This window comes from Gordonia sp. McavH-238-E (assembly GCF_022348225.1).
GTDB classification, from domain to species: domain Bacteria; phylum Actinomycetota; class Actinomycetes; order Mycobacteriales; family Mycobacteriaceae; genus Gordonia; species Gordonia terrae.
The window spans coordinates 310,753-323,631 of the sequence record NZ_JAKRFE010000009.1 but is presented as its reverse complement, the minus strand read 5'-3'; the positions used below and the strand labels follow the sequence as shown (position 1 = coordinate 323,631).

The following is a 12,879-nucleotide window of genomic DNA, read 5'->3' as shown; positions in this document are numbered from 1 at the left end:
CAAAGTTACGGCGGCTATAGCGGAGGGGAAACGCCCGGCCCCATTCCGAACCCGGAAGCTAAGCCCTCCAGCGCCAATGGTACTGCACCCTAATCAGTGTGGGAGAGTAGGACACCGCCGAACACAACTTCAGAAAGGCCCCGCAACCTCAGGTTGCGGGGCCTTTCTCATATCGCCATCAGTTCAGATGATGGACGTCGCCCAGGCCGTACACGGGCGTCGGAATTCCCTCATAGCGAGCCTTGAGCTGCAAGGCCAGATACAGCGAATAGTGACGCGACTGGTGCAGGTTCCCGCCGTGGAACCACAGGCCCGGCTGCTGGGTGGGCTTCCACATGTTCCGCTGTTCGCCCTCCCAGGGGCCCGGGTCCTTGGTTGTCTCGGAACCCAGTCCCCAGACCTTGCCGACACGGTCGGCGACCTCCTGCCCCATGAGATCGGCGGCCCAGCCGTTCATCGATCCGTAGCCGGTCGCGTAGACGACCACGTCGGCCTCGATCTCGGTGCCGTCGGTCAGGACCACCGAGTTCTCGGTGAGGTGGTCCAGTTGACCGTGGACGAGCTTGATCGTGCCGTCGGCGATGAGCTCGCTCGCACCGACGTCGATGTAGTAGCCGGACCCGCGGCGCAGGTACTTCATGAAGAGTCCGGAGTCGTCGTCGCCGAAGTCGAGCTGGAAGCCGGCCGCCTCGAGCCGATCGTAGAAGTCCTTGTCCTGCTCCCGGATCTGGTCGTACACGGGTACCTGGAACTGGTGCATGATCCGGTACGGCAGTGAGGCGAAGGTGAGATCGGCCTTCTTGGTGGTCATTCCGGAGGCGACCGCCTCCTCGCTGTAGAGGGAGCCGAGGGCGATCGACCGGAGTGAGTCGGACTTCACGATGTGGGTCGAGGAGCGCTGCACCATCGTGGCGTCGACCCCGTTGTCCACGAGAGCCTTGCAGATGTCGTGCGCGGAATTGTTGGAGCCGATGACGACGACCTTCTTGCCGACGTAGCCATCAGGTCCGGGGTGGGCGCTCGAGTGGTGCTGTTCGCCGGCGAACACATCCTGACCGGGAACGGATGGGACGGCGGGCTTGCCGGACATCCCCGTCGCGAGGACCAGCTGCGTCGGATGAAGCGTGAGGCGCTCACCGTCCCGGTCGACCTCGACGGTCCAGCGTGCCTCGGCTTCGTCGTACTCGGCGGACAGGCACGTCGTCTTGCTCCAGTACGGAACCTCCATGACCTTCGTGTAGAACTCCAGCCAGTCCCCGATCTTGTCCTTCGGTGCGAAGACCGGCCAGTTGTCGGGGAACGGCAGGTACGGGAGATGGTCGTACCAGACCGGGTCGTGCAGGCACAGCGACTTGTAGCGCTTGCGCCACTGGTCCCCGGGCCGGTCATGACGATCGACGACGACCGAGGGTACGCCGAGCTGCCGGAGCCGTGCTCCGAGCGCGATGCCCCCCTGTCCACCGCCGATCACCAGGACGTACGGCTGCGCGGTCCGACCGAGCGCCAGCTCCTCGTCGGCCTTCTTCTCTGCCCAGGAGCGGGTGTCGGGATCGGTGCCGTGTACCGCCCCGAGCGGTCGGCTCGGTCCGGCCGACTCCTCGTGCCCTTTGAGTTCCTGCATCGTCGTCAGCAGCGTCCAGGCCTTGTCCGCCCCGGCACCCTCATCGCCGCCGTCCCGACCCTCGTCGGCGGGACGGATTCGAAGGTGACCTTCGCAGCGTCCGACGGCGGTCTCGAATGCGATGAACGCGGAGACAACCCCGTCGCCGTCGTCGGTCGCCGGTTCGGTGGTGGTGAAGTTCGACGGCCGGGTGTCGGCGAGACGGGCGGACAGCATGTCGGCGATCTGCTCGTGACCCTCGACGGTTTTGATGTTCCAGGTGAACGCGGTCAGGTCGCGCCAGTAACTGTCGGTCAGAAAGGCGTTCGTCGCGCGAGCGATGTCGAGTGCAGCGAGTGCGGACTCGAATTCTTGCAGCCAGGTCTCCACCCGCTGCTGCGGGGTGCGATCGAGCGCGACGACCGGCTCGAGTGTCTGGGTCATGATGCCTCCTCATATGTGCGCCCCGCGAACGTGATGTGGAACACAGCGGGTTGTGGACAGCAGACGCCTCCGCGCCGGGTCGCGGCAAGGGTTGCAGGGGGTTGCGAGGGGTGGGCCCGTTGTCGTCGGCCTGTGACGTGACGCACAATCGAGGTGATGAACGCTTACGAGTCGGCCTCCGAGCTGGAGCCCGCGGTGCATGCCGGCGACGATCCGCGCGAGTTCGCGTCGGTTCTCAGCGCGGTCCACGACGCCGCGATGTCGGGTGGGCGCATGCCGGCCCGTCCGCGCGGTGTCATCGACGACTCGTGGCAGCGACTCCGACGTGCCGGCCTGGACCCGGACGTGGACTGCGTCGGGGAACGGACGCTTCCGCTCGACGAGCTGGAGGAGCGCCGCCGGCGCTCCGGCCTGGCGGAGGTCGTCGACGAACTGGCACGAGGTCTCGACTCGCTGATCGCCGACGGCGACAACATCCTGGTCGTCTCGGACGCCGACGGACACGTGCTGTGGCGGAGCGGGTCGTCGAAGGTGCTCACGCGCGCGGACACCCTCGGATTCGTCGAGGGTGCCGACTGGGCCGAGGGCTCGGTGGGGACCAACGCGATCGGTACGGCACTGATGTCGGGTCGTTCGGTACAGGTGTTCTCGGCGGAGCACTTCGTGCGGAGTCATCACTCGTGGACCTGTACCGGTGCGCCGATCAAGGATCCGCGGACCGGTGAGGTGTTGGGTGTGGTCGACGTCAGCGGTCCGGCCGCCACGATCCATCCGACGACCCTGGCGCTGGTGCACGCGGTCGCCCGGCTCGCCGAGTCGCAACTCCGCGAGAGTCATCACCGTCGCCTCGACTCGTTGCGCGCGGTTGCCGCACCGATTCTCGCCCGCATGCCCGGCCCGGCGTTGGCGGTCGACACCGACGGGTGGGTTGCCGCGGTGGACACCGTGTCGCCTCGATCACGCCTCATCCTGCCGCCGCGCCTCGGTCCGGGCCGCATCTTCGTGAGCGCGCTCGGCGAGTGCGATGTCGAGGCGCTACCCGGTGGGTGGTTGGTGCGGGTCGCGGAGACGTCGGACGCGTCTACCACGCGGGTGGTCGTACGGGTGCCCACCGGTCCGCCGGGTGCGGGCAATGTCGAGGTGACCGTCGAAGGCGCCAGCGGCGCGTGGACACACCGCTGTTCGCCGCGCCACGGGGACATCCTCACCTTCCTGGCGCGTCACCCCGACGGAGTCACTGCGGCCCGGTTGTCGACTCATCTGTTCGGCGTCGACGACCGGACGGTCACAGTGCGTGCCGAGATGTCCCGTCTGCGCAAACACTTCGGCGGTCTGCTCGTCGCGGGCCCGTACCGGTTCGTCGACGGGGTCGACGTCGAGGTGCTCGACGCGCACGACTGATCGACTCGGGGCTCAGTCGTACTCGGCGGCCACGAGTCCGCGGTCGAAGGCGTACACGATCGCCGCCGCGCGATCACGCAGGTCGAGTTTGGTGAAGATGTGATTGACGTGGCTCTTGACCGTCACCTGCGAGATGCCCAGAGCCGAACCGATTTCCGCATTCGTCCGGCCGCGCGCGATGAGTCGTAGGACGTCGGTCTCGCGGTCGGTCAGCCCGGGCGCGGTGGTCACCTGTTCGCGGCCCGATCGCCGGAATCCCTGAAGGACTCGTTCGGTGACCGCGGGGTCGAGGAAAGCGCCGTCGCGAACCACGGCACGGACCGCCCAGATCAGTGCCTCGGCCGGCGAGTCCTTGAGGATGAACCCGGCGGCTCCCGCGCGCAGGGCCCGCGACAGCAGGTCGTCGTCGTCGAAGGTGGTCAGCACGAGCACCGGCGGCGGTTCCCGCAGGGTGCGGACCATGGTGGTGGCGGTGATGCCGTCGACATTGCGCATCCGCAGGTCCATCAGGACGATGTCGGGCCGGTGCTCGGCGATCCCGGCGAGCACCTCGGAACCGTCCGCGCACTCACCCACGATGTCGAAACCGTCCCGGAGGCGGAGGATGCGACGCAGCCCGGTGCGGATGAGTTCCTGGTCGTCGACCAGCAGGACCCTGATCGGGACCGAGGTGATCTCGGCCGGGCCGCTCGTCGTCATACCGGTACCCCGTCGGCGGTCGACCGGGCGGGCAACGTCGCTCGCACCGACCAGGTGCCCGCGCGGTGCGAGGCGTGCAGGGTGCCGCCGAGTAACGCCGCGCGCTGGGTCATCCCCTCGATGCCGGTGCCGTCGCAGTGCCGCGGCCTGCCCTCTGCCGCGGGATTCTCGACCGTGAGCGCGACCTCGTCGGACACTGTCACCGACACCGACGCACGCTTGCCCGCCGAGTGTTTGACGACGTTCGCCAGGGACTCCTGGGCGATGCGGAACAGTGCCGCACCGACCGGCCGTGAGAGCTCGGTGACATCACCGTCGAGGGTGAAGTCGATGTCCACCCCGGCCTTGCGGTAGTCCGCCACGAGCCGCTCCAGATCGTCGGCACCCGGCGACGGCGACGTCGTCCCCGCCGGCCCGGCTGTTCCCAGCACGTGGACGATGGTGCGGATCTCGGTCATGGCCTGTCGGCCCTGGCGCTCGGCATCGGCGAGCGCCTCCAGTGCCTCGTCGACGTCGCGATCTTGTTCGAGCACGCGGCGGGCACCGGTGACGTTGAGCATCGTGATCGACAACGAGTGCGCGATCACGTCGTGGATCTCGCGCGCGATCCGCCGCCGCTCGTCGCCCGCGGCGCGATCGGCCCGTTCGGCGAGGACGCGAGCCCGGTTGTCGGCCAGCCGTTTCTGGATCAGCATCATGTAGCCGATCAACCACCCGCAGGCGACGCCGAGTGCGTAGAGCGCAGGCGAGTCGAGGCCGCCGACAGCGCCGAACCAGACGATCACCGCGATGCACACAACCGTCACGGCGACGCCGGTCAGCAGGGGATACATCGCAGCCGCGATCGCCGCCATGAGGACGAGCTGGAGTGGCGCGGCGTCGGTGGGCGTCGGGATCATCAGGAAGCAGACCGAACTGGTGATGATCCCGAAGCACGCGTACGAGGTCGGCGGCAGCGACAGATCCATCGCCAGCGTCACTGCCGCCAGCACCAGGGCCGCGACCACCCACCAGACCTGGTCGAACGGAAAGCGCTGTGCTGTCGACACCAGCGTGACCACCACGCTGGACGACAGGATCACCGCGGGATAGAGCGGGGGATAGTCGCCGCCGGCCCGTTCGATGAGACGCCACAGCCCGGCGCCCGCGTTCGCTGTGAAGCCCGTCACTGTTCCAGGATAGTTCCGCACCGCGGTCGGACGACCGCCCCACGGTGGATTCCGATGTCCACCCTGGGGTGGAGAAACGGTCAACCCGCGGGATGGTGATTCGGGCTCGTTGTCTCCATAGCGTTGTGAGCAGCTGATATCGCCGACCCAGGAGGACACGATGATGACGCTGCGGACACGACCCCGGCGCTGGGAACCTCTCGAAACCCGAGACGTGCCAACTGCTCTCGCCCCGTCGGCCGGACTCGGCCATCCGGTCGTCGTCGGCGTCGACGGGAGCGAGGGTTCGCTGCGGGCGGTGAAGGTCGCGGTTCGCCTGCTCGGCGACTCCGGCGATCTGATCCTGATCTGCGCCACCCGCGGCCGCCGGAGAGAAGTGAGCACCGGTCTCCACGACGCCCTCAAGGACGAGTCCTATCTGCTGTCCGGACAGGCCGCGATCGACGAATGCCTGCGGACCGCCGCCGAACTGGCGAGATGGCACGGTGCGCGGACGGTGTCGACCACGAGTGAGGTCGGTGACCCGACGGCGGTCCTGCACCGGGCCGCGCAACGCGCCGGCGCCGGCGCCGTGGTCATCGGAACCGGGAGCGCACGCCCGGGCTGGACGGCCCGGCGCCTCGCCACACGCCTCGATGAGGACGTCACCCTCATCGTGACCGACGGGTCGTCCCATCTCCGTCGGCGGTCCGTGGTCACCGGGCGTGCGCGCGGCTCCGAGTGGATTCTGCGGTGGCCGACGCCGGCGCCGGGCCCCGCGTAGCTCTGCCCACGTGACACTATGTCCGCATGCACATCACCGACGAGGCGAGGCTGCGGGAGATCGTCGGCGAACCGGCCGCCGTCGTTCGTGACAAGGTCAGGCCGACGCTCTCGGACATCGATCGAGCATGGCTGGCCGCCTCGCCGGTGGTGTTCCTGGCCACCTCCGATGACCACGGACGCGTCGACGTCTCACCCAAGGGCGACCCCGCAGGCAAAGTGGTGCACATCGTCGACGACACGCGTATCGCGATCCCCGAACGTCCCGGGAACAGACGCGTCGACGGCTACCTGAACATCCTGCGCAACCCGCACGCGGGCACCATCTTCGTCGTCCCCGGCCGCAACGACACCCTGCGCGTCAACGGGGCCGCCCGCATCGTCGACGACGCCGACTACTTCGACGCCCTGGCGGTGAAGGGGAAGCGTCCGATCCTGGCCGTGGAGATCGACGTCGACGAGGTCTTCTACCACTGCTCCAAGGCGTTTCTGCGTGCGGATCTGTGGAAACCGGAGTCGTGGACTCCGCGGACGCTGCCGTCGGTGGCGGCGATCACCAGGATGGTCATGCCCGAGCTCGATGTCCCGTTGGTCGACGACCGGGAGACCGACGAGCAGTACCGCAAGTACCTGTACTGACCGCTCGGCGCGGGTCGCCGGCCGATCGGCGCAGGACCGCCGATCGCGTTTCGTGGCGGCCATCACACCGATACCCTCAAAGGGCGATGCGGCACCCCGCGACGATTTCGGGTGCGCGCCACGACGAGACGGTGAAGGGAAGGCCATGGGCAGCTACAGCGAGGCGTTCACACAGGCGAGCGATGATCGTGAGGCGTTCTGGCTCTCCGCCGCCGAAGCGGTGGACTGGTACACCCCACCGACCACCGCGCTCGACGACTCGAATGCCCCGTTCTACCGGTGGTTTCCCGGCGCCACGCTGAACACCTGCCACAACGCGCTCGATCGCCATCTGGCGGACGGCAACGACGGGCGGACGGCGCTGATCTGGGACTCGGCGATGACCGGGGAGCGACGCCACTACACCTATGCGGCGCTGCTCGACGTGGTCGCCCGATTCGCGGGAGTGCTGACCGCACAAGGTGTCTCGGCCGGCGACCGCGTGGTGATCTACATGCCGATGATCCCGGAGGCGGCCATCGCGATGCTCGCCTGCGCGCGCATCGGCGCCGTGCACTCGGTGGTGTTCGGCGGCTTCGCCGCGCGGGAGCTGGCCACCCGCATCGACGACGCCGAACCCGTCGCCGTCGTCACCGCGTCGGGCGGTCTGGAACCGGGACGCACGGTCGAGTACCTGCCGATGGTGGCCCGAGCCATCGAGATGTCGGCGACGCCACCGCGCACGGTCATCGTCAAGGATCGCCCCGAGATCGTCGGCAGCGCAGCCGATCACGCCGGCTGGCTGGACTGGGACCGGGAGACCGACGCCGCCGACCCGGTCGGCGCGGTGCCGGTCGCCGCGACCGATCCGCTCTACATCCTCTACACGTCGGGGACCACCGGCAAGCCCAAGGGGGTCGTCCGGGACAACGGCGGGCACGCGGTGGCGCTGACGTGGTCGATGAAGAACATCTACGACATCTCGGCGGGTGACGTGTGGTGGACGGCGTCGGACGTCGGATGGGTCGTCGGGCACTCCTACATCGTCTACGCGCCGCTGTTCGTGGGGGCGACGACCGTGATGTACGAGGGCAAGCCGGTCGGTACCCCCGATGCGGGCTCGTTCTGGCGGGTCATCGCCGATCACGGGGTCAAGGCACTGTTCACCGCGCCGACAGCGATCCGCGCGATCCGCAAGGCCGATCCCGACGCCACCGAACTCGCCGAGTACGACACCTCATCGCTGCAGACGCTGTTCGCCGCCGGTGAGCGCCTCGACCCCGACACGTTCACCTGGGCGTCGGAGGTGCTCGGCGTCCCGGTCGTCGATCACTGGTGGCAGACCGAGACCGGTTGGGCGATCGCGGCGAATCTCCGTGGCCTCGAACCGATGCCGATCAAGGCGGGCTCACCGACGGTGCCGGTGCCCGGGTATCGGGTGGGAGTCGTCGACGCCGAGGGCACGCTGCTGAGAGCGGGGGAGGAGGGGAACATCGTCATCAGCCTGCCGCTGCCGCCCGGGACCCTCGCCGGATTGTGGCGCGACGAGGAGCGCTACCGCAAGTCCTATCTGTCGGCGTTCGACGGCTACTACCTCACCGGGGACTCCGGTTACGTCGACGCCGACGGTTACGTGTTCGTGCTCGGCCGCTCCGACGACGTGATCAACGTTGCCGGACACCGACTCTCGACCGGCAGCATCGAGGCGGTGGTGGCGTCGCACCCGGCCGTCGCCGAGTGCGCGGTCATCGGCATCCGCGACGACCTGAAGGGCCAGCGCCCCAGCGGATACGTGGTGCTCAAGTCCGGCGTCGACATCGAGTCCGAGACCTTGCGCAGCGAGCTCGTGTCCATGGTGCGCGACGAGATCGGGGCCGTCGCCACGTTCCGCGACGTCACGGTGGTGCCGGCACTGCCGAAGACCCGATCGGGCAAGATCCTGCGGAAGACCATGCGCCAGATCGCCGATCACGAGGATTACACGGTGCCGTCGACCATCGAGGACCCGGATGTCCTGGCGGCCCTGGCCGAACAGCTGAAGGACTGAACAGTGCTCGACGCCGCTGTGCGCACGGCGATCCGGCTCGTACCGTTCGTCGGGATCGTCGGCACGATCATCGCCACTGTCGTCGACGCGTTCACTCCCGGCGGTGATCTGGGCCGGGACCTGCTCGAGAACTCCGTGTTGTGGATGATCGGCGTCCAGGGCTGGATGACCGGCTGCGGTCACATGTTCGTCGGCGAGCCGATCGCCGAGTCGATCGGGTGGCCCCCGAAGACGCCGTGGCAGTGGGAGGTGGGTCTCGCCAGTCTCGCGACGGGTGTGCTGGGCGTGATCGCCTCGGGTTTCGGTGACGAGTTCACCCTGGCCACCATCATCGCGTTCTCGGTGTTCTACCTGGGCGCCGCCGTCGGCCATGTGCGGGAGATGGTGACCCGCCGGAATTTCACGGCGGGCAACGCCGGACCCATCTTCTTCTTCGACGTGCTCGTTCCGATCTATCTGATCGTGTTGTACGTGATCGTCACGTAGCGGAGACTTGGCCCGTGCACCGAGACGAGCACCGTGAACTCCCCGTCGACCCAGACGAACGTCCGCTCCACCTCCGGGTGCATGCGCTCGCCTGGGTGTTCGCCGGGGGACTGATCGGCACGGGCGTACGGTACTGGGCGGAGGAGATGTTCCCGGCCCAGCACGGGCACTGGCCGTGGGCGACGTTCGGGGTCAACATCGTCGGCGCGTTCATCCTGGGGTCGCTCTTGGAATTGCTTGCCCGACTCGGTCACGACGAGGGGTGGCGCCAGCGCATACGCCTCTTCGGGGGTACCGGCATCTGCGGAGCGCTGACCACGTACAGCACCTTCGCGCTGGAGATCACCGAACTCACACGGGCGTCCGCGGTGGTGACCGCGCTGACCTACGCGGTTGTCAGCGTGGTACTCGGTCTCGCGGCGGCAGCCTGCGGGATCGCGTTCGCCGCCCGGGCGGCGCGGGCATGATCGCGCTGGCCGTGATGGTGGCGGGGGCGCTCGGTGCGGTCACCCGGTTCGTCGTCGACGGAGCGGTCAGACACCGATGGCCGACGACCACGCCGTGGGGCACGTTCGCGATCAACGTCAGCGGTTCGGCGTTGCTGGGTGTGCTCGCGGGGGTCGTGGTCTTCCACGGGGCGCCACACGAGTGGCAGCTGATCGCCGGCACCGGGTTCTGCGGTGGCTACACGACATTCAGCACCGCCTCGTTCGAGACGGTACGGCTGGTGCAGCGGAACGACCGGTGGCGGGCCGGGGCGTACGCCATCGGAACACTCGTCGCGTCGGTGACCGCGTGCGCAGTCGGCATGTGGGTCGCCCGGCTCGTCTGATCGCCGGCCCACCGACGGCTCGGCTCATCAACGATTCGGCACACCAACGACTCGGCCCCGCAACGGAAACTCCGTGGCGGGGCCGAGAGGCGTTGGGTCAGGCGATCACTTGAGCTCGGCGCTGCTCTTGTTCAGCACACGCCGCGCGATGATCAGGTTCTGGATCTGCTGGGTCCCCTCGAAGATGTCGAGGATCTTGGAGTCACGCGCCCACTTCTCGACGAGGAGCCGCTCCGAGTAGCCGAGGGTGCCGGTCAGTTCGACGACCTTGTTGGTGACGTCGGTGGCGGTGCGCCCGGCCTTGGCCTTCGACATCGACGCCTCGGTGGAGTTCGGCTGCTTGTTGTCGGCCATCCACGCGGCCCGCATCGTGTGGAGGTAGGCGGCCTCGAAATCGGCTTCCATGCGCAGGAATTCGGCCGCGGCGGCGTGCTGGTCGGCGGCGGGGCGATCGTAATCGACCTCGATGCCGGCCTCGTCGAGGATCCGGCGCAACTCCTCGAGAGCCGCCCGGGTCACACCCACCGCCATACCCGCCACCAGGGGACGGGTGTTGTCGAAGGTCTGCATGACCCCGCCGAACCCCTTCTTGGTGTCGACCTCGGGTGAACCGAGCAGGTTCTCCTTGGGGATGCGGCAGTTCTCGAAGCGGATCGCGGCGGTGTCGGAGACCTTGATGCCGAGCTTGTGCTCGAGACGTTCGACGGTGACGCCCGGATGCGTCCGCGGGACCACGAAACTCTTGATGGCGGCGCGGCCGGCGCTCTTGTCGACGGTCGCCCAGACGACGATGTGGGTGGCGCGCGATCCGGCGGTCACATAGATCTTCTCGCCGTTGATGACGTACTCGTCACCGTCGAGAGTGGCGGTGGTCGAGACGGCGGCCGAATCGGAGCCGAAGCCGGGTTCGGTGATGGCCATGGCCGCCCACACCTTGCCGAAGCGTTCGAGCTGCTCGTCGGTGGACACGGCGGCGATCGCCGAGTTGCCGAGACCCTGATACGGGATGCTCAGCATGAGTCCGACGTCGCCCCAGGACGTTTCGATGACGTTGACGACGGACTGCATGTTGCCGCCGTTGACCACGGCGCCCTCGGCCCGGGGCTTCTCCTTCTTCTGCTGGCTACGGCCGCCGTCCGCGCCCGCACCGGCCTGGCCGGTCTCGGACAGACCGTCGTACAGGCTTGCGAGAGTGTCGAGTTCGACGGGGTAGTCGTGCTCGCGGAGGTCGTACTTGCGCGAGATGGGCCGGAAGATCTCGGCCGCCGCCTGGTGTGCCTGATCGACGGTGACGCGCAGCTTCTTCGGGAGTTCGAGATTGATGCTCATGAGAGGTTCTTTCGCTACGTCGGAGAGCTGGTCAGAGGACGACGATGCCTTCGCCGATGCCGGCGCCGCGGAGGTCGCGGTACCAGCGCTCGACGGGGTGCTCCTTGGTGAACCCGTGGCCGCCCAGCAGCTGGACGCCGTCGAGACCGATCTGCAGTCCCTTGTCGATGGTCAGCTTGCGAGCCAGTGCGGCTTCGCGGGCGAAGGACAGGCCCTGCTCGGCGCGGGCTGCGCCACGCAGCGTGACGAGGCGGATCGAATCGACCTCGGTGGCCATCGTGGCGACCATGAAGGCCACCGCCTGGCGGTTGGAGATCGGCTCGCCGAAGGCCTCACGCTCGTTGACGTAGGGGATGACGTAGTCGAGGACGGCACGTGCGGTGCCGGCGGCCAGCGCCGACCAGCCGAGGCGCGAGAGGCGCACGACGTCGCGGTATGCGGCTGCCGCGGCATCGCCCTCACCGCCGACGATGGCGGATGCGGGGACGGCGACGTCCTGCAGCAGCAGGCGACCCATACCCGCCGCACGCACGCCCATCCCGGGATCGGCCTCGACGATGAGTCCCTTGGTGTCGGACTCGACGACGAACAGCGCGGGCTTGCCGTCGAGCTGCGCGCCGACGAGGAACAGTTCCGACGATCCGGCGGCCGGGACGAACGACTTGACGCCGTTCAGCCGGAATCCGCTGGGTACGCGAGTTGCCTTGGTGCTCAACGCGAATGCGTCGAAGAGGGGGCGCGGTTCGGCGATGACGACCGCCGACTGCGGCACGTTCTCACCGGCGAAGTCGGGCAGGTAGGTGCGCTGTTGCTCGTCGGTGCCGAAGTTGGTGAGCGTGGTGGCGACACCGCTCGGCGCGAGGAGGGGGAGTGCGAGTCCCATGTCGCCGTAGGCCATCGCCTCGGCGACCAGTGCGTTGGTCACCACACCACGCTCGGACGCGGCGCCGTCGAACTCCTCGGGGACGTTGATCATCGTGATGCCGAGCTCGGCCGAGCGCGCGACGAGCTCCTCGGGCGCTGCTGCCGCGGCGTCGGCGTCGTGGGCCGCCGGGCGCAGGAGTTCGGTGGCGAACTCCTTCACCGTCTCGGCGATCATCTGCTGCTCGTCGTCGGGGGTCAGGTTGAAGTAGTCCTTCGGCGCGCTGGTGAGGCGCTTGGCCTGGCCCGACCCGCCGCCCTGGGCTGCCTTGAAGGCGCGGTTCGCCGCACCGAGGGTCTGGAACCCGGTCTTCGTGCCCTGGTAGGCGATGCGGTTGATCGGTTCGCGGATGTTGTACTTCTCGGCGAACTCCGAGCCCGTCACCGTGGTCAGGACGCGCATCGCGGTGCCGATGAAGTTGCGCGGGTGCGGGTTGCGGCCGACTGCGGAGGTGTCGCGCGGTTCGGTGTGAGTTGTCATGATCACCAGCCGTTTCTTTCCAGTCGCCCCGGTCGGGGTCTCTGCGTGGATCCACCGGAATGGGTGGACAGGGTCGATGCGACCGATCTT

The 12,879-nt window shown here is 68.2% G+C and carries 12 protein-coding genes and 1 rRNA gene; 8 read left to right on the top strand and 5 right to left on the bottom strand.

Annotated elements, in window-relative coordinates; genetic code table 11:
- The first annotated feature begins 6 nt into the window (after positions 1 to 6).
- Positions 7 to 123, top strand: a 5S ribosomal RNA gene (gene rrf / locus MHN80_RS16445).
- Between the two features lie 55 nt (positions 124 to 178).
- Here the strand turns inward: rrf and MHN80_RS16440 are convergent.
- Positions 179 to 2,044: an NAD(P)/FAD-dependent oxidoreductase gene (locus MHN80_RS16440; RefSeq protein WP_239402669.1), complete on the bottom strand. Its 1,866-nt coding sequence runs from the start codon at positions 2,042 to 2,044 to the stop codon at positions 179 to 181.
- Positions 2,045 to 2,200: 156 nt separating this feature from the next.
- Here MHN80_RS16440 and MHN80_RS16435 point away from each other — a divergent pair, with 156 nt between their 5' ends.
- Entirely contained in the window at positions 2,201 to 3,445 is a 1,245-nt protein-coding gene (locus MHN80_RS16435) for a helix-turn-helix domain-containing protein (RefSeq protein ID WP_101821156.1), read from the top strand.
- A 12-nt stretch (positions 3,446 to 3,457) separates the two neighbouring features.
- Here MHN80_RS16435 and MHN80_RS16430 read toward each other — a convergent pair whose 3' ends face one another.
- A complete protein-coding gene (locus tag MHN80_RS16430; RefSeq protein ID WP_239402668.1) occupies positions 3,458 to 4,144 on the bottom strand; it encodes a response regulator transcription factor in 687 nt (228 codons plus the stop codon).
- Positions 4,141 to 5,313 (bottom strand): sensor histidine kinase, encoded by a 1,173-nt coding sequence (locus MHN80_RS16425; RefSeq protein WP_064571654.1) that lies wholly within the window; start codon positions 5,311 to 5,313, stop codon positions 4,141 to 4,143. Before MHN80_RS16425 ends, MHN80_RS16430 begins: the two co-directional genes overlap by 4 nt.
- Before the next feature lie 214 nt (positions 5,314 to 5,527).
- Here MHN80_RS16425 and MHN80_RS16420 point away from each other — a divergent pair, with 214 nt between their 5' ends.
- The 6 genes from MHN80_RS16420 (at position 5,528) to crcB (MHN80_RS16395) (ending at position 10,058) form a co-directional block, all read left to right on the top strand.
- Complete coding sequence (locus tag MHN80_RS16420; RefSeq protein ID WP_374206375.1) at positions 5,528 to 6,076, top strand: universal stress protein; 549 nt, start codon at positions 5,528 to 5,530, stop codon at positions 6,074 to 6,076.
- Positions 6,077 to 6,102: 26 nt separating this feature from the next.
- Positions 6,103 to 6,714: an MSMEG_1061 family FMN-dependent PPOX-type flavoprotein gene (locus tag MHN80_RS16415; protein ID WP_239402666.1), complete on the top strand. Its 612-nt coding sequence runs from the start codon at positions 6,103 to 6,105 to the stop codon at positions 6,712 to 6,714.
- Between the two features lie 145 nt (positions 6,715 to 6,859).
- Positions 6,860 to 8,740: a propionyl-CoA synthetase gene (locus MHN80_RS16410; protein ID WP_239402665.1), complete on the top strand. Its 1,881-nt coding sequence runs from the start codon at positions 6,860 to 6,862 to the stop codon at positions 8,738 to 8,740.
- Between the two features lie 3 nt (positions 8,741 to 8,743).
- A complete protein-coding gene (locus MHN80_RS16405; protein WP_064571656.1) occupies positions 8,744 to 9,226 on the top strand; it encodes a DUF6790 family protein in 483 nt (160 codons plus the stop codon).
- Between the two features lie 14 nt (positions 9,227 to 9,240).
- Positions 9,241 to 9,693 carry a fluoride efflux transporter CrcB gene (gene crcB, locus MHN80_RS16400; protein ID WP_239402664.1) on the top strand — a complete coding sequence of 151 codons (453 nt, stop codon included), beginning with the start codon at positions 9,241 to 9,243 and terminating at the stop codon, positions 9,691 to 9,693.
- Complete coding sequence (gene crcB / locus MHN80_RS16395; RefSeq protein ID WP_239402663.1) at positions 9,690 to 10,058, top strand: fluoride efflux transporter CrcB; 369 nt, start codon at positions 9,690 to 9,692, stop codon at positions 10,056 to 10,058. The genes crcB (MHN80_RS16400) and crcB (MHN80_RS16395) overlap by 4 nt, the downstream gene beginning before the upstream one ends.
- A gap of 105 nt (positions 10,059 to 10,163) precedes the next feature.
- Here crcB (MHN80_RS16395) and MHN80_RS16390 read toward each other — a convergent pair whose 3' ends face one another.
- Both MHN80_RS16390 and MHN80_RS16385 read right to left on the bottom strand, forming a co-directional pair.
- Positions 10,164 to 11,387 carry an acyl-CoA dehydrogenase family protein gene (locus tag MHN80_RS16390; protein WP_004023707.1) on the bottom strand — a complete coding sequence of 408 codons (1,224 nt, stop codon included), beginning with the start codon at positions 11,385 to 11,387 and terminating at the stop codon, positions 10,164 to 10,166.
- Positions 11,388 to 11,418: 31 nt separating this feature from the next.
- Complete coding sequence (locus MHN80_RS16385) at positions 11,419 to 12,789, bottom strand: acyl-CoA dehydrogenase family protein (RefSeq protein WP_101821170.1); 1,371 nt, start codon at positions 12,787 to 12,789, stop codon at positions 11,419 to 11,421.
- Between the last annotated feature and the right edge of the window lie 90 nt (positions 12,790 to 12,879).